General features: G+C 61.8%; 16 protein-coding genes. 1 reads left to right on the top strand and 15 read right to left on the bottom strand.

Annotated elements, in window-relative coordinates:
- Positions 1-35 precede the first annotated feature (35 nt).
- Positions 36-1,295: an MFS transporter gene (locus ACA055_RS02020; protein ID WP_497684345.1), complete on the top strand. Its 1,260-nt coding sequence runs from the start codon at positions 36-38 to the stop codon at positions 1,293-1,295.
- Here ACA055_RS02020 and ACA055_RS02015 read toward each other — a convergent pair.
- The 15 genes from ACA055_RS02015 to ACA055_RS01945 form a co-directional block, all read right to left on the bottom strand.
- Positions 1,288-1,734, bottom strand: coding sequence for a type II secretion system protein M (locus ACA055_RS02015; protein ID WP_497682131.1), 447 nt, complete (start codon positions 1,732-1,734; stop codon positions 1,288-1,290). The two genes, ACA055_RS02020 and ACA055_RS02015, sit on opposite strands and share 8 nt — an antisense overlap.
- Positions 1,731-2,837, bottom strand: coding sequence for a type II secretion system protein GspL (gspL, locus tag ACA055_RS02010; protein ID WP_497682130.1), 1,107 nt, complete (start codon positions 2,835-2,837; stop codon positions 1,731-1,733). The genes ACA055_RS02015 and gspL overlap by 4 nt, the downstream gene beginning before the upstream one ends.
- Complete coding sequence (locus ACA055_RS02005) at positions 2,834-3,685, bottom strand: type II secretion system minor pseudopilin (RefSeq protein WP_497682129.1); 852 nt, start codon at positions 3,683-3,685, stop codon at positions 2,834-2,836. Before ACA055_RS02005 ends, gspL begins: the two co-directional genes overlap by 4 nt.
- The gene (locus tag ACA055_RS02000; protein WP_497682128.1) at positions 3,682-4,224 is read right to left on the bottom strand and encodes a type II secretion system protein GspJ; all 543 of its coding nucleotides are present in this window, start codon (positions 4,222-4,224) and stop codon (positions 3,682-3,684) included. The genes ACA055_RS02005 and ACA055_RS02000 overlap by 4 nt, the downstream gene beginning before the upstream one ends.
- Positions 4,217-4,573: a type II secretion system minor pseudopilin GspI gene (gene gspI, locus ACA055_RS01995; protein ID WP_497682127.1), complete on the bottom strand. Its 357-nt coding sequence runs from the start codon at positions 4,571-4,573 to the stop codon at positions 4,217-4,219. The genes ACA055_RS02000 and gspI overlap by 8 nt, the downstream gene beginning before the upstream one ends.
- 19 nt (positions 4,574-4,592) lie before the next feature.
- Positions 4,593-5,060, bottom strand: coding sequence for a type II secretion system minor pseudopilin GspH (gene gspH / locus ACA055_RS01990; RefSeq protein ID WP_497682126.1), 468 nt, complete (start codon positions 5,058-5,060; stop codon positions 4,593-4,595).
- Positions 5,060-5,515: a type II secretion system major pseudopilin GspG gene (gene gspG, locus ACA055_RS01985; protein WP_497682125.1), complete on the bottom strand. Its 456-nt coding sequence runs from the start codon at positions 5,513-5,515 to the stop codon at positions 5,060-5,062. Before gspG ends, gspH begins: the two co-directional genes overlap by 1 nt.
- A gap of 3 nt (positions 5,516-5,518) precedes the next feature.
- The gene (gene gspF / locus ACA055_RS01980) at positions 5,519-6,727 is read right to left on the bottom strand and encodes a type II secretion system inner membrane protein GspF (protein WP_497682124.1); all 1,209 of its coding nucleotides are present in this window, start codon (positions 6,725-6,727) and stop codon (positions 5,519-5,521) included.
- A 3-nt stretch (positions 6,728-6,730) separates the two neighbouring features.
- Positions 6,731-8,203: a type II secretion system ATPase GspE gene (gene gspE / locus ACA055_RS01975; protein WP_497682123.1), complete on the bottom strand. Its 1,473-nt coding sequence runs from the start codon at positions 8,201-8,203 to the stop codon at positions 6,731-6,733.
- Positions 8,200-10,125: a type II secretion system secretin GspD gene (gene gspD / locus ACA055_RS01970; protein ID WP_497682122.1), complete on the bottom strand. Its 1,926-nt coding sequence runs from the start codon at positions 10,123-10,125 to the stop codon at positions 8,200-8,202. The genes gspE and gspD overlap by 4 nt, the downstream gene beginning before the upstream one ends.
- 8 nt (positions 10,126-10,133) lie before the next feature.
- Positions 10,134-10,640: a hypothetical protein gene (locus ACA055_RS01965; protein ID WP_497682121.1), complete on the bottom strand. Its 507-nt coding sequence runs from the start codon at positions 10,638-10,640 to the stop codon at positions 10,134-10,136.
- 7 nt (positions 10,641-10,647) lie between these two features.
- On the bottom strand, positions 10,648-11,196 hold the full coding sequence (locus ACA055_RS01960; protein ID WP_497682120.1) for a cytochrome b: 549 nt from the start codon (positions 11,194-11,196) through the stop codon (positions 10,648-10,650).
- Positions 11,197-11,272: 76 nt separating this feature from the next.
- A complete protein-coding gene (gene gbpA, locus ACA055_RS01955; RefSeq protein ID WP_497682119.1) occupies positions 11,273-12,739 on the bottom strand; it encodes an N-acetylglucosamine-binding protein GbpA in 1,467 nt (488 codons plus the stop codon).
- Between the two features lie 258 nt (positions 12,740-12,997).
- A complete protein-coding gene (gene hemE / locus ACA055_RS01950; protein WP_497682118.1) occupies positions 12,998-14,065 on the bottom strand; it encodes a uroporphyrinogen decarboxylase in 1,068 nt (355 codons plus the stop codon).
- Between the two features lie 252 nt (positions 14,066-14,317).
- Entirely contained in the window at positions 14,318-15,736 is a 1,419-nt protein-coding gene (locus tag ACA055_RS01945) for an FAD-dependent oxidoreductase (RefSeq protein ID WP_497682117.1), read from the bottom strand.
- Positions 15,737-15,742 lie beyond the last annotated feature (6 nt).

The following is a 15,742-nucleotide window of genomic DNA, read 5'->3' as shown; positions in this document are numbered from 1 at the left end:
GTTGCACCCTCCGAGGTCCGAAAGTGAAAACTGCTATCGCCCCACTTGCCCATGAAGTTCCGCTCGACGATGCCGTCGACGAGCTGAAGGAGATTTACATCGAGAAAGGCACACCGGCGTTCATGCGCACGGTGCTGGCCTTGTTCTTCGGCGGCTTCGCGACCTTCGCCCTGCTCTATTGCGTGCAGCCGATGATGCCGTTGTTGTCCCACGAGTTTTCCATCAATGCAGCCCAGAGCAGCCTGATCCTGTCGGTCGCTACGGGCATGCTCGCCATCGGTTTGCTGATCACCGGTCCGATCTCGGATCGCATCGGGCGTAAACCGGTGATGGTCGCGGCGCTCTTCGCCGCGGCGCTGTGCACGATTGCCAGCGCGATGATGCCGAGCTGGCAAGGCGTGCTGGTGATGCGGGCGCTGGTGGGGCTGTCATTGAGCGGTCTGGCAGCGGTCGCCATGACTTACTTGAGTGAAGAGATCCACCCGCAGCACATCGGTCTGGCCATGGGTCTGTACATCGGCGGCAACGCCATCGGCGGGATGTGCGGGCGTTTGATTACCGGCGTGCTGATCGATTTCGTGAGCTGGCACACGGCAATACTGGTGATCGGCGGCCTGGCACTGATTGCGGCGGCGGTGTTCTGGAGAATTCTCCCCGAGTCGCGCAACTTCCGTCCTCGTTCGTTGCACCCGCGCAGCCTGCTGGACGGCTTCACCATGCACTTTCGCGACGCCGGCCTGCCACTGCTGTTTCTCGAAGCCTTCGTGCTGATGGGCGCGTTCGTCACCCTCTTCAACTACATCGGCTATCGCTTGCTGGCCGAGCCGTACAACATGGACCAGGCCTTCGTCGGGCTGCTCTCGGTGGTGTACCTGTCGGGCATCTACAGCTCGGCGAAAATCGGCGCACTGGCCGACAAACTCGGCCGGCGCAAAATGCTCTGGGCCACCATCGTGCTGATGATCGCCGGTCTCGCCCTGACCATGCTCACGCCGCTGTCGGTGGTGATCATCGGCATGCTGATTTTCACCTTCGGCTTCTTCGGTGCGCATTCGGTGGCGAGCAGCTGGATCGGTCGCCGGGCGATCAAGGCCAAGGGACAGGCATCGTCGCTGTACCTGTTCAGCTACTACGCCGGGTCGAGCATCGCCGGCACAGCCGGCGGGGTGTTCTGGCATCTGGGCGGCTGGAATGGCATCGGCCTGTTCATCGGCGCATTGCTGGTGGTGGCGTTGCTGGTCGCGTTGAAACTGGCCCGTCTGCCGCCGCTGCCGGGCGCTGGTGCGCCTATCTGAGTACCAGCCGTGCTTCGAGGACCGCATCACGCTTTTCCAGGGTCAGCGCTTGCAGTACAACGCCGTCCCGCTCGCTGCGATCCAGCCATTGCAACAAGGCCTTGGCATCGCCGCTGAGGGTCAGGCGCAACTGGTCGTTGTCGGCGTCCATCTGCTGTACTTCGAGCCCGGCCGCGGAGGCGCTTTCGCTGATGCGCAACGACAACGGCTGATTGGCAACGGTGGGCATATCGCGCTGCGGTTGCGCCCGTTGCAGTTGTGCTGCCAATGCCAGTTGCTGTTGATACTGGCGCTCGACGGTTTCAAGCCGCTGCCGTGTCGGTTGCCAGATCAAGCTGAAAGCCGCAACGCTCAATACAAACATTCCCAAGGTCAGCAACAACCCTTGTTCGCGGATCGACAGGCGCTGCCAGCGCTCCTTCAGCCCTGCGTGCTTCATGCGTCTGCCTCCAATGTCAGTGTCGCCAGCACCCGCTCGCGCTCCTTGCTGGCGCTGTCGAGCCTGATCGGCAAGCCCTGCTGGCGCCCGCGTTCACGCAACTGCTCCAACTCGGCAAAACTGTTGGCGGTCAGCTGGATTTTCCAACCGTCGCCCTCACGAAATTCGATGCGTCGGACTTCGACCTGACTGGCGCCGATCACCTGCTCGATCAACTTGACCAAGCCGCCGACGCGCGTGTCCTGTGGCTGTGCACGTTGACTCTGCAAAGCCTTGAGCTGCGCCGCGAGATCGACGATGCGGCTCTGCTGCGGGTAGAGCGTCTTGAAGCGCTGTTCGTTCTGGGTGAAGAGGTGCCGGGTTTCACGGTCGAGGAAACGGATACGTGTTTCGCTGGCGCCCCAAGTCAGCGACAACAGCACCAGTATCGCCACCCCACCAAGGCGCCAGGGCAGCTGTTTGCGACGCGAAGCGAACTCACCTTGCCGCAGGTCGATGGCCTGCTCGGGAACGACTGTCAGCCAGTGGTCGACATCCGCAGCGTCCTGACGCTCGTCTCGCCAGTGGATGTCCAGGGGCAGAAGCGGTTTGAGCAGCGTCAACCCATCGTCCGATAACGCCAGACGTGCCGTTAGTCCACCGCCCAATAACCACCGACCAAACCACCAGACGCCGAGCATCTGATCCTGTGGCAACACATCGGCGTCGACAAACACCGAACGCACCTCGATGCCTGACTCGGCCAGCAACGCAAGCACGGCGGCAAAGCGTTCCCGGCCAATCACCATCACCGGATAGCGCCCTTCACGGTCACGCGCGCCGACACTCAAGTGCAACGCTTCCAGCGCTTCGCCGAGTTGATCTTCAACCGCGAACGCGATGGCTTGCGGACCGGGATGACGCTTGGAGGGCCATGGGTCGCTGCGCACCCAGCTGCACAATTCCATGGGCAACAGCAGATCGACTGCTAGCCCGCTCAGCGTCTGCGCCGCTTGATTCAAGGGCATGGGCTGGCGTTCGCCCGTCGGCGACCACACACAACAGGGCCAGTCGGGCGACGGTTCAGCGAGGCCTGCGGCGGTCAGGTAGAGCCAGGTTTTCATCGCGGAATCTCGTTGCCATTCGAAGGAAGTAAACGTCGCTGCAGGATGTTCAGTTGTAGCGTCTTCGGGTCGCGTTCGACGTCGGTGGCCAGCCGCAGATGGCGCTGCCCTTGCTCCACATGCACGGTGATCCGATACCAGCGACTGTCGATGCCCAGGCCATGGCTGCTCAGGCCCAGGCCGGAGAGAAGCGGGTCTTGGGTAAAGGCTTGAACGCTTGGCCATGCCGTCGTCGAACGCTGGCGAACCAGTGCTTCGGCCATTCCGGCGTCCACGCCATCGAGCGTGCGCAGCACCAGCGCCGGTGCGGTGTTGATGTTCAGCGCGGCATCGGTGGGCAGTAACGCCACCCACGGCTCCAATTGACGCAGCAGTTGGGCGTCGACACCTGGCAGCAGACGCAGCTGGCTCAGCTCCCGCAACGCGCCCACCTGCTCCAATTGCAGCGGTGCAAGGCCCAACACGTCCAGCAAGCGCGTCCAACGACCGAGCGTCACCTGATCGATCTGCCCCTGGATCAACAATGCATTGAGATTGAAGCGTCCGGCCAGGTCCTCGATTTCTACGTGGATCTGCCCATCGTCGAGATTGAAATCCGGCGTGATTCGGGCCCACTCCTGTGTCAGGTCGACCGTTTTTTGCGGCGCCAGCGCGGCGTCCTGCAACCGTTGCAACGCCCAGGTTTCCCCGGCCAGTCCGAGTTGGCGCAGCTGCAACTGATGCAACTGTTGCCCGCTGCTTTGCAGCAACACGCGATGGCTGCGCAGCAAGCCACTGGTGATCAGTAGCGCCAGGCTCATGACCAGCAACACGCTGATCAACGCGACACCCCGTTGGTGCCGGTTCATGGCAGCGCACCCGGCAACAACAGTACCCGGCGGATCGCCTCGAAACGCTCCGTCGAGAGTTGCAGTTCCAACGCCATTGGCGCCTTCACACGCTGCCCGGCCGGCCAGTCGTTGCGCCAGCCGGACTCGCCGTCGAACAGGCGCCAGCTCAAACCGCGAACATCGTCGAGCAGTTTTTGTTGCTGCACGATCTGAGATCCCTCGGCCCAGCTATCGCGCCACAACACACCCTGGTCGAGACGATAGGTCAGTGCTTGCCGCTCGCTACGCGGTTGGTCCAGCGGGTTACGCCAGTTGCCGCGCTGCAATTGCAGCAGCGACTGCGTCAGCACCACCGGTTGCTCGGTGATGTGCAGCACGTCGCGCTCGATCACTGCCACCGCCCGTTGCAGATTTCTGAACTCACGTTCGTGGCTCGCCGTGCCTTGCTGCACGCGTACCACGCCATCGAACAGCCCCCAACTGGCGAGCCCGAGCAAGGCGAAAATCGCCATGGCAATTACCAGCTCCAGCAAGGTGAATCCGCTCTGCTTATTCATGACGATTGGCTATCCAGCCCCGGGTGCGGTGCAGGGTCAGTTCGCTGCCGGAAAGACTGATATCAATCTCAACCTTGAGCAGGCGCGGATCGCTCCCGGCACTGATGCGCTGACGTAGCAACCAGTCGCGGCGATCCATGTGCACAACCCGTTGCTGCTGCCCGAGCGTCAACCCGGATTGCAGGCGCAGTTCAGTCAACTGGTTATCCGCCAGCCACGCCGCGAACAGGCGTTGTTCGACGCCGCTGGTTTGCTTCACGACATAACGGCTCGCCGACAGCACGGCCGCCGCCAGCGTCGCGAAGATCGCCAGTGCGACCATGATTTCCAGCAAGGTGAAGCCGCGCATACGCGACCTCGTCAGCCGATTAACCATCGATCACGACCTCACCGATGCCGTCGGCGGATACCGTCAGCCAGGTCGTGTTCTGGGTCGAGAACGTCAGCGAAAAGGAACTGGTTTCATCGCTGCTGAGCATCAGCAATTGCGGCGGACCGTCATCGGCGCCCAGGCGCACGGGATGCCCGTCCTGCTCAAGGTACGGGCGCAGGTTTTCCGGCCATTGATGCGCAGCCGTCAGCGGCTCCCAACCTTGAACTCCGAGCCGCAACGCCCGGTAGCCGTCGACGCTCAGTCGCACACCGTACTCTTGGCCGTCGAGCACCGCCCGTTCGCGCAACTGCTCAATCAGCCGCGCGATCCCGTTCGCTTCCTGCCGAGCCTGACGCGCCGGATTCTGCCCGGTGGCAAAGCTCGCCATGCCCAGCAGCAAGCCGATCAATACGATCACGATCATCAGTTCCAGCAAGGTAAAACCCCGGCAACGCTGCCGCATCAATGACCCCAGTTACCGATGTCAGCCGCGTACCCCTCGCCGCCGGTCACGCCATCGGAGCCGAGGGAATACAAATCGAAGCTGCCCTCGACCGATTGCACGCCGGGATTGAGGTACTGGTAGGGCGTACTCCACGGGTCCACGGGCAGGCTTTTCAGGTAACCCTGCGGGTTCCAGTTTCTTGCCGCCGGCATACCGGAAGGACGCTTGATCAAGGCCTCAAGGCCTTGCTGTGTCGAGGGGTAATGGAAATTGTCGAGGCGGTACATTTCCAGCGCTGTAGAGATGGCCTGGATATCAATGCTGGCGGCGGTGACTTTGGCCTGATCCGGGCGGCTCATGAACTGCGGCACCACGATGGCCCCGAGAATGCCGATGATGACCACCACCACCATGATTTCGATCAGGGTAAAACCGCGCTGGGCGGCAGGCGTGTTCTTGTGTAGGAGTTGCATGGGTCAATTCACCAATTGGTTGAGGCTGAGAATCGGGAGCAGGATGGCCATGACGATCAGCAGCACGACGCCGCCCATCAGCACCAGCATCGCCGGCTCGAACAGGCTGACCACCAGGGCGATACGCGCGGCCAGGCTGCTTTCCTGCTGCTCGGCGGCGCGGGCCAGCATGCGATCGAGTTCACCGGCGCGTTCGCCACTGGCGATCATGTGCAACATCATCGGCGGGATGTCGCCGCTGAGTTCCAGACCGCGGGTCAGGGTTCCCCCTTCACGGACGGAGCGAGCGACATCGACCATCCGCGCACGAATGGTCAGGTTGCCGATGACGGCGGCGGCGATCTCCAGCGCGTCCACCAAAGGCACGGCACTTTTGCCGAGAATGGCCAAGGTGCTGGCAAACCGTGCGGCTTCCATTGCCCGTAGCACTTCGCCGATCACCGGTACGTTCAACACCAAGCGATGCCAGCGCAGGCGCCAGGACGGTTGGCCCAGGCTCCAGCGCCAGAGGCCGACCAACATCGCCAGCACCGCCATCAACATCAGGCCATGCTCGCGCAGCCCGTCGCTGAGACCGATCAGCGCACGAGTCAGCCAGGGCAATGGCTGGCCACTGTCGACAAAAATCTTCACCACATCCGGCACCACGTAACCGAGCAGAAACCCGACGATCGCCACGCTGGCCAGCATCAAAATCAAGGGATACACCAAAGCCATCTGGATTTTCTGCCGCGACGCCTGACGCGCCTGGGTGTAGGCGGCCAATTGCTCGAGCACATGGCCCAGGTGACCGGAGCGTTCACCGGCAGCGACGGTGGCGCGGAACAATTCGGGGAATGCTCTGGGGAACAGTCCCAATGCCGATGCCAGGGCGTGACCTTCCATCACCCGCGTCCTGACCGCCGACAACACTCCCGCGACACGACGTCTGGCGCTCTGTTTCGCCACCGCCTCCAGCGCTTCTTCCAGAGGCAGACCCGCCTGCACCAGCGTGGACAGTTGCAAGGTCAGCAGGGCCAGCTCGGTGGCACTCAAACGTCCTCCGCGCGGCTGTGTACCGGCCCCGGTACCCGCGTTGATTTCACTCAAGTCCCGTGGCCACAAGCCGCGATCGCGCAACAGTTGCCGGGCATGGCGCGGGCTGTCGGCTTCCAGCCGGCCCTTGCAGCGACGGCCCTCGGCATCGTCGGCGCGATAGTCGAACGTCGGCATTCGCTAATCCTCCTGCGTCACGCGCAGCAACTCGTCGAGGCTGGTCAGACCGTCCAGCACCCGTTGGCGACCGTCCTGAAACAGGCTGCGCGAGACCTTGCGCGTCTCGTCGGCCAACGCCTGCTCACTGGCGCCCCGGTGAATCAGCGCCGAGACGGCGGACGTCACGCTGATCAGTTCGTAAATGCCGATGCGCCCGCGATAACCGTGCTGACACTGTTCACACCCGACAGCCCTGAACAGTTGAGGTGCCGTGCCGCAGTCGAGTCCCAGACGCTGGCAAGTGCTTGCATCGGCGATGTACGACGCCTTGCAATGGGCGCACAACGTGCGCAACAAGCGCTGGGCCAAGATGCCCACCAGCGACGAGGCCAGCAGGTAGGCATCGACGCCCATGTCCACCAACCGGGTGACCGCCCCGACCGCGCTGTTGGTGTGCAAGGTCGAGAGCACCAAATGCCCGGTCAAGGACGCCTGGACGGCAATTTCCGCCGTCTCGCGGTCACGAATTTCGCCGACCATCACCACGTCCGGGTCCTGGCGCAGGATCGCTCGCAGCCCCCGGGCAAAAGTCATGTCGACTTTCGGGTTGACCGGCATCTGGCCGATCCCCGGCAGGTGATATTCGATGGGATCTTCGACCGTGAGGATGTTGCGGGTCTGGTCATTGAGGCTGCTCAGCGCGGCGTAAAGACTGGTGGTCTTGCCAGAGCCCGTGGGGCCGGTCACCAGCAGGATGCCGTGGGGTTTGCCGAGCAAATCGCGCAAGGCCGCGAGGGTGTCCTCCGGCATGCCCAGGCGCAGTAATTCCAGGCGCCCGGCCTGCTTATCAAGCAGGCGCAACACCACCCGTTCCCCATGTGCCGAGGGCAATGTCGAAACCCGCACATCGACTTCATGCCCGGCCAGGCGCAGGGCCATCCGGCCATCCTGCGGCACACGTTTTTCCGCGATATCCAGGCGCGCCATGACCTTGATCCGCGATACCAGCAGGGTCGCCAGTTCACGCCTGGGCCGGAACATTTCCCGCAGTTGCCCATCCACGCGCATGCGCACCGACAGGTACTGCTCGAAGGTTTCCAGGTGCACGTCCGAGGCGTGCTCACGCACCGCTTCGCTGAGCAAGGCGTTGATCAGCCGGATGATCGGTGCATCGCCCTGCTGCTCCAGTAAATCGGCGGTTTGTGGCACTTGCTCCACCAGGCTGAGCAGGTCCAGTTCATCGTCCAGACCCTGGGCGACCTGCTCCGCCGCGCTCTGACCCTCGCGGTAAGCCGCAGCCAGTTGGGCGGCGAATGCCTCCCGGTCCAGCACACGCATCGGCAGGTCGCGACCACACACCCGGCGGGCTTCCGCCAGAGCCGTCAGCGGCGTGTCGGCCCGCAGTACCAGGCTCGCATCGGCGCCACTGCGCTCCACCAACACGCCGAAGCGCCGGGCGAACCCGAAGGGTAAAGGTTCCTTTGACAGGCTCATGGCGAAACCGGCGCCGACTTGCGCAAATCGAACACTGGCGCATCGGGCGCTGGGTCGAACAAGTGCCGCGACTCTGCCGGCAGCAGCAGCGAGTTGCTTTCCCCCGCACGCGGCTGGCTCAGATCGCGCAGGGCGTTATAACGCTGCTGGCTGACGTCGGCCAAATCTTCCCGGCTGCGCACGATGGTCGGTCGCAAGAACACCATCAGATTGCTTTTGGTCTGGGTGTCACGACTCCAGCGAAACAGCGCGCCCAGGTACGGTATGTCGCGCAGCAACGGCACACCGCTCTTCTGCGTGCGCACGCTGTCCCGGATCAGGCCGCCGATCACAATGATTTCGCCGTCGTCGGCCAGGATGGTGCTTTTGAGCGCACGCTTGTTGGTGATCAGGTCCGAAGAGTCGATGCCCGACACCGACGGCGCGATATCCGAGACTTCCTGCTCGACCTCCAGACGCAGGCTCGAGCCATCGTTGATGTAAGGTTTGATCTTCAGGCTGATGCCAACGTCCTTGCGTTCGACGGTGGTGAACGGATTGTCCGCGCCGCTGCTGTTGGTGGCGTAGGAGCCAGTTTTGAACGGTACGTTTTGGCCGACGATGATTTCCGCTTCCTGATTGTCCAGGGTCAACAGGCTCGGCGTGGACAGCAGGTTGCTGCGGGTGTTGCTCGCCAGAGCGGAGATCAACGCACTGAAGCGGTCGCTGCCCAGTTGCAGCAGCGCCCCTTCCGGCGCCGATTTTGTCTCGTCGAAGGTCAGCCCGCCGACGATCGGGATGTCGGTGCCGGGGAAGTTGATGAAGCCTTTGGCATCGCCGGTACTCATGCCCCACTGCACGCCCACCGCTTCGGCAATGTCCCCGGAGATCTCGACGATGGCGGCGTGGATCAGCACTTGGGCCCGGGGCTGGTCCAACTGGCGCACGATATTTTCGATGGTCCTGATTTGCGCCGGCTCGGCGATCAGCACCAACGCATTCTGGCTTTCGTCGGCCTTGATCATGAATGTGGCGCCGGGCGACGTTTCCTTGGTCGTGCCGAGGGCCTGCTGTTTTCTCCCCTGCCCCATTGTCTCCAGCACTTCGGCCAATTGCCGGGCATCGCTGTGGCGCAGGCGAATCACCCGGGCGTTGTCGAGGGGCGCGGTAGCCGGGGTGTCGAGCCCGCGAGCCAGATCGATCAAGCGCTGGCGAACCGCAGCCGGGCCGATGAAGATCAGGCGGTTGGTTCGGGCATCGGCCAGCACTTGAATCGTCGTGTCCGCGTTGCGCTTGCCCAGGGAGGCTTCGATCACTGTAGCCACGTCACCAGCCTGGGCGTGACGCAGTTGCACCACCGCATGCTGGTTGCTCTGCCCGGAATCCAACTGCTGGACAACCTGGGCGATGCGTTTGACATTGGCGGCCGTATCGGTGACCACCAACGCATTGGCCGACACCGAGGGGCCGACATAACCATTGACCGATACCAGCGGCCGAACCAGCCCGGCAATGTCGGCGGCGCTGCTGGTATTCAACTCGATCACCCGGGTGACAAATTGCGACGCCGTGGCGTTTTTTGCTGTGCCGTGACCGGCCCGGGTCTTGGCTTCGGTGACCGGCGTAATCAGGATCCGGTCGCCCTCGTCGATCACCGTGAAGTTGTGGGCATCGAGCACCGAATAGAACAGCCGGCGAACGCCTTCGCGATCGAGGGCCTGACGGGACATGACGGTTATTCGCCCGGACACCCGGGGATCAAGCACCACTGTTGTGCCGAGAATGCCGGAGATCTCTTCGACGATGTCGCGCAACTCGGCATTGTTCATCGCCAACTGCCATTTTTCTTCCTCGGCCCGCAACACCTGATGGAAGAACGTCGTCGCCAAAGCGGCAAGCAGAAGCATGGTGCGCAGGGCGTGCGCGCCAGTGAAGCTGTTCATGAATGTGATCACTCTGACTGCCCGGTAAGCGGGCGTAGATAACGTGCGGAAATGGTCGCGGGTTGAGGCGCGGCAGGCGATTCGAGTCGGCGCAGAAAACCTGTCGGAGACGGCGCGAGCGTCAATAGCTCTTCTCGACCCTTGTTCCACAACACCACTTGATGGCTCTCGACCCGGCGCAAAACGCTGCCTCCTGGCAAACGCTCGCCTACCTGATAAAGGCGCGCGCCTTGAGCATCCGCCAGCAGCGCTTTGGATAACCCGCTGTCAACGACAAAGCTCGCCTGCAAGGTCAGCGGCTCGGCGCTGGGCTGCAGCGTGGTTTCAGCCGTCAGGCCCAATACCGTTGCAACCGCTGCCGTGTCGAGGGGTTCGCGGGCAGAGGCCGTCGCCGTGGTTGCAGTGACGGGCATCGGCGCGGACAGGTACTGGCGAAAGTCCCATTCCTGCCACACCAGAAAAATGGCGTAACCCGCTGGCAAAACCAGCAGGCAACCGGTCAGAAAAAACCTCACAACCGGCTCACTCGAATCGCTCAGGCGGACGATGGCCGCACAGCCGCAACGACATTCGCCGCAGTATCCGGTGGCCGCAGGCCTCATGGACGATCACTGCGCCTACATGCAACATCACAAGTAATGCCAGGACCACACACGCCCAAATGTGAGCGGCGACGAACTGCGCGATCAGGCCTGGATCATTCAGCGGTTGAACAATTGCGACCAGCCCGAAGACATCGATCGGGCGGTCCATCATCAACACGCCAGTCGCCAGCACGACGCTCACCACCATGTAGATCAGGGTGTGTGCGAGCAACGCGAGCCATTGCACAAACGACAAAGTGCTCACGCTCGCGTAGCGGGCGTGAGCAAGAAAAATACAAAACCGCCAGATGAAAAGCGGAATGAACACAGTGGTCAGCGACACATTCACGAATGCGACCCACTGCTTGATCCCGGCGGACACGTCGACGCCGGCCACGTAAAACCCGGATACCAAGGTCCACACGATGACCGCCGCCGACAGCCAATGCAGCACTACGCGTTGTCTGGAGTAACCCGAAACCGTCATTTTCAACTCGATGTTCAACAGGAAGACCGGCCTTCAGACGACCTTTGGCAGGTCGCCTGAAGTACCGCGGGAGGGCTTAGCGCTTGTCCCACGCCATGTGCCAGTGCGCACCGACACCGGGTTCGAAGCCGTTGGCGCTAGGGCTGTACTGTTTGCAGTAACCGGACTCGGGGAACGGCTTGCATTCGAAGACTTCATTGGTCTTTGGCTGCAGCACCTTGGTCCCGGCGGTGTAGTCGCTGATGCCTTCCGGGAACACGAAGTCATGGTCGACACCGGCGCCTTCACCGGTCACGTTGACGGACTGGGTGTCCTGGCGCGTGGTCCTACCATCCAGGGTAGTGCCGACCAGTGTCAGGGTGTGCGCACCCGGGTTGCTGCGAACATCCATGGCCAGCATCGTCGGGCCGCTGTCCGCCTGCGCCGCGATGGAGCCGACCGGCTTGTTGTTCTGGTCAAACAAGGTGGCTTCGATGTTCATCTTGCGGTTGGAGAGCATCCCGAAATCAATCCTGGCCTGCCCTTTGTCCAGCACATATTCCGCTTGCAGGGACGAGACAGAAAGGCGCGCGGCGGCATCTTCCTGCATGTCCAGCTGCACTTCGTAACGGGTCACGCCGCTTTCTTTCTGTGCGTACAGGCTGTTGTTGCCTTTGACCGGTTCGATGGTGCCGTTTTCATCACGAACACCGGCGCGGACCAGTGCGTGAGTCGCGTTGATCTTTTCTGCCAGCTTGAAGGACCAGTTGTTCGGCGAACCTTCCTCGGCACTGTCGATGGAGATTTCAACGCTGTAATCCGGCGCCTCGCCATTGGCAGAGAACGCACGAGCCTTGACCTTGTCACCGACCAGCAACTGGCTCGCGGGGGCGATGCTGCCCACCGACGACCAGCCACCCGGCAGCGATGGCTCGGCCAGGATATTTACGTCAGCCGCGTTGTAGAACGCCGCATCGGTGTCACCGACCGTCCAGATCGCCAGGATCACGTGATGGCCGGATTTGTCGTCAGGAAGGGTGCAGTTGTGCTTGGCGCCGGAAACCGGCATCTGGTTTGCGCCATCGACGGTGCAGAACGGGGTGCTTTCGAACGTGGCGCGCTTGAGCGATTCGTTCGGATTCCAGCCGTTGCGGGTGATGAAATATTCGTGCTTGGTAGCGGGGTGAATAGCGGTGTACTTCCATTGGAAATCGATGTTGCGATCCTTGATTTCCGTCAGATGCCAACGGGTGGCCGACTGAGCATCCAGGGCGGAGAACAAGGCGTGACCGCCGCTGGGAATCTTGCCGTCGACCGGCCCTTGCAGAGGGGCTCCGCCGACACCGGCCGGAAAGCCCTTGAAGGTTTCGCCTACGCTCTGAGGTTCGTATTGCGCCCCGCCGCAGTTGGTATTGAGGCCCTTCTGGCAGGCCAGCGCCCGTGAAGGTGGCACTTCCAGATAACCATGCGCGGACACGGTTTGGGAGGCCAGCATTGCCGATAACAGGATCATTGATGAAGTGCAGGTGGTTAGCGCACTTTTCTTATGGAATTTAATTTTCATGATGTGTTCCAGACTGCTTATCGAAGTCAGGACGCCTGGATGACGCCGGACAAGGGCCTGGAACCTTACTGGGATGAAGGAAATTTCTATGTAGGAGGAATCACCGCTTACAGCAGGAACAGTCTCTGCATTCACTTATCTGACAAGGACAGACAACTTTCTTACAGGAGGCAACTCCCCCAACCGGTCACATTTTCAACAACATAAAAAAGCCTGTCCGGCACCAGGCGGGACAGGCTGTAAAAATTTCAGAACGCGTTATTCGTGATACGGCGCCGACAATTCGTGCACCGCGCGCAGGAAGGCACCCGCGTGCTCCGGATCGACTTCCGGAGTAATGCCATGGCCGAGGTTGAATACGTGCCCACTGCCGTTGCCATAGCTGGCGAGGATGCGCCCGACTTCGGCGCGGATCGCTTCGGGTTTGGCGTAGAGCACCGTCGGGTCCATGTTGCCTTGCAGGGCGACTTTGCTGCCGACGCGGTCACGGGCATTGCCAATGTCGCAAGTCCAGTCCAGGCCCAGCGCGTCTGCGCCCGCATCGGCGATGCTTTCCAGCCACAGGCCGCCGTTCTTGGTGAACAGGATGACCGGCACTTTACGACCTTGATGTTCGCGGATCAGGCCGCTGACGATTTTGCGCATGTAGGCCAGGGAGAACTCCTGATAGGCCGCCGCCGAGAGGTTGCCACCCCAGGTATCGAAGATCTGCACCGCTTGCGCGCCAGCCATGATCTGGCCATTGAGGTACGACGTGACCGACTGCGCCAGCTTGTCCAGCAGCAGGTGCATGGCTTGCGGGTTGTCGTAGAGCATGGCCTTGGTTTTTCGGAAGTCTTTCGACGAGCCGCCTTCGACCATGTAGGTCGCCAGGGTCCATGGGCTGCCGGAGAAGCCGATCAGCGGCACGCGGCCGTTCAGTTCGCGGCGGATGGTGCTGACCGCGTCCATGACGTAGCCGAGGTCTTTGTGCGGATCAGGAATCGGCAGGGCTTCGATGTCGGCCAGGGTGCTGACGACTTTCTTGAAGCGCGGACCTTCGCCGGTTTCGAAGTACAGGCCCTGGCCCATGGCATCGGGGATGGTCAGGATGTCGGAAAAGAGGATCGCCGCGTCCAGTTGTGGATAGCGGTCGAGCGGTTGCATTGTGACTTCGCAAGCGAACTCCGGGTTCATGCACAGGCTCATGAAGTCGCCGGCCTTGGCGCGGCTGGCGCGGTACTCAGGCAGGTAGCGACCGGCCTGACGCATCATCCAGACAGGCGTGACGTCTACGGGTTGCTTGAGCAGGGCGCGAAGGAAACGGTCGTTCTTCAGGGCAGTCATGTCGGCATCCGGAAAAAAAGTGCGGGCATTTTCTCAGAGCGCGACGCAAAAGGCACGGCAAGAGCCGTGCCTTTTGTCTATCGGGTCAATTTGTCGCGGGGGAGCACGGTGTTATCAGCGCCACAAAACCAATGTGGGAGCGGGCTTGCTCGCGAAAGCGGTGAGTCAGTCGACATTAATATTGACTGTTACACCGCCTTCGCGAGCAAGCCCGCTCCCACATTTTGATCCCATTTCAGCTCAGGATCGGGGTTAGACGCCCAGGTAATCCAGGATCCCTTCGGCGGCATTACGGCCTTCGAAGATCGCCGTTACCACCAGGTCTGAACCGCGAACCATATCGCCACCGGCGAAGATTTTCGGGTTGCTGGTCTGGTGCTTGTATTTACCTTGTTCCGGCGCCACAACGCGGCCCTGGCTGTCGGTCTGGATGTCGAACTGCTCGAACCAGGTTGCCGGGCTCGGACGGAAACCGAAGGCGATGACCACGGCGTCCGCCGGGATGATCTCCTCGGAGCCCGGAATTGGCTCAGGGCTGCGACGGCCACGGGCATCCGGTTCGCCGAGACGGGTCTCGACCACTTTCACGCCTTCGACACGGTCTTCACCGACGATCGCAATCGGCTGGCGGTTGTAGAGGAATTTCACGCCTTCTTCCTTGGCGTTCTTCACCTCTTTGCGCGAGCCCGGCATGTTCGCTTCGTCACGACGATAGGCACAGGTCACCGATTTGGCGCCCTGACGAATCGAAGTACGGTTGCAGTCCATCGCCGTATCGCCGCCGCCCAGTACCACAACCTTCTTGCCTTTCATGTCGACGAAATCTTCCGGCGACTTTTCAAAGCCCAGGTTGCGGTTGACGTTGGCGATCAGGAAGTCCAGCGCGTCATACACGCCCGGCAGGTCCTCGCCGGCAAAGCCGCCCTTCATGTAGGTGTAGGTGCCCATGCCCATGAACACGGCATCGTATTCTTCGAGCAGTTGCTCGATGGTCACGTCCTTGCCCACTTCGGTGTTCAGGCGGAACTCGATGCCCATGCCGGTGAAAACTTCGCGACGATTGCTCAGCACGGTCTTTTCCAGCTTGAACTCCGGGATACCGAAGGTCAGCAGACCGCCGATTTCCGGGTTCTTGTCGAACACCACCGGGGTCACGCCGCCACGTACCAGCACGTCGGCACAACCGAGACCGGCCGGGCCTGCACCGATTACGGCAACACGCTTGCCGGTCGGCTTGACCTTGGACATGTCCGGGCGCCAGCCCATGGCGAAGGCGGTATCGGTGATGTACTTCTCGACCGAACCGATGGTCACCGCGCCGAAACCGTCGTTGAGGGTGCAGGCACCCTCGCACAGACGATCCTGCGGACACACGCGGCCGCAGACTTCCGGCAGGGTGTTGGTCTGGTGCGACAGCTCGGCGGCCTGGAGGATGTTGCCCTCGGCCACCAATTTCAGCCAGTTGGGAATGAAGTTGTGCACCGGGCACTTCCATTCGCAATACGGGTTACCGCAACCCAGGCAGCGGTGGGCCTGGTCGGCCGACTGCTGGGGTTTGAACGGTTCGTAGATTTCCACGAACTCTTTCTTGCGTTGACGCAACAGTTTCTTCTTCGGATCCTTGCGCCCGACCTCGATGAACTGGAAGTCATTATTCAGACGTTCAGCCATTGTTAA

The sequence above is a fragment of the Pseudomonas sp. LBUM1657 genome (assembly GCF_059716075.1).
Note: the sequence above shows the minus strand (reverse complement) of the source record. Positions and strands in the feature narration are given on the sequence as shown.

What these genes read in the sequence shown, in the direction of transcription:
- ACA055_RS01960 (WP_497682120.1), bottom strand. Translation starts at nt 11,196, where the DNA reads ATGACGGTTTCGGGTTACTCCAGACAACGCGTAGTGCTGCATTGGCTG.
- gbpA (WP_497682119.1), bottom strand. Translation starts at nt 12,739, where the DNA reads ATGAAAATTAAATTCCATAAGAAAAGTGCGCTAACCACCTGCACTTCA.
- ACA055_RS02005 (WP_497682129.1), bottom strand. Translation starts at nt 3,685, where the DNA reads ATGAACCGGCACCAACGGGGTGTCGCGTTGATCAGCGTGTTGCTGGTC.
- gspL (WP_497682130.1), bottom strand. Translation starts at nt 2,837, where the DNA reads ATGAAAACCTGGCTCTACCTGACCGCCGCAGGCCTCGCTGAACCGTCG.
- ACA055_RS02015 (WP_497682131.1), bottom strand. Translation starts at nt 1,734, where the DNA reads ATGAAGCACGCAGGGCTGAAGGAGCGCTGGCAGCGCCTGTCGATCCGC.
- ACA055_RS02000 (WP_497682128.1), bottom strand. Translation starts at nt 4,224, where the DNA reads ATGAATAAGCAGAGCGGATTCACCTTGCTGGAGCTGGTAATTGCCATG.
- ACA055_RS01945 (WP_497682117.1), bottom strand. Translation starts at nt 15,736, where the DNA reads ATGGCTGAACGTCTGAATAATGACTTCCAGTTCATCGAGGTCGGGCGC.
- gspH (WP_497682126.1), bottom strand. Translation starts at nt 5,060, where the DNA reads ATGCGGCAGCGTTGCCGGGGTTTTACCTTGCTGGAACTGATGATCGTG.
- hemE (WP_497682118.1), bottom strand. Translation starts at nt 14,065, where the DNA reads ATGACTGCCCTGAAGAACGACCGTTTCCTTCGCGCCCTGCTCAAGCAA.
- gspG (WP_497682125.1), bottom strand. Translation starts at nt 5,515, where the DNA reads ATGCAACTCCTACACAAGAACACGCCTGCCGCCCAGCGCGGTTTTACC.
- gspI (WP_497682127.1), bottom strand. Translation starts at nt 4,573, where the DNA reads ATGCGCGGCTTCACCTTGCTGGAAATCATGGTCGCACTGGCGATCTTC.
- gspE (WP_497682123.1), bottom strand. Translation starts at nt 8,203, where the DNA reads ATGAGCCTGTCAAAGGAACCTTTACCCTTCGGGTTCGCCCGGCGCTTC.
- gspD (WP_497682122.1), bottom strand. Translation starts at nt 10,125, where the DNA reads ATGAACAGCTTCACTGGCGCGCACGCCCTGCGCACCATGCTTCTGCTT.
- gspF (WP_497682124.1), bottom strand. Translation starts at nt 6,727, where the DNA reads ATGCCGACGTTCGACTATCGCGCCGACGATGCCGAGGGCCGTCGCTGC.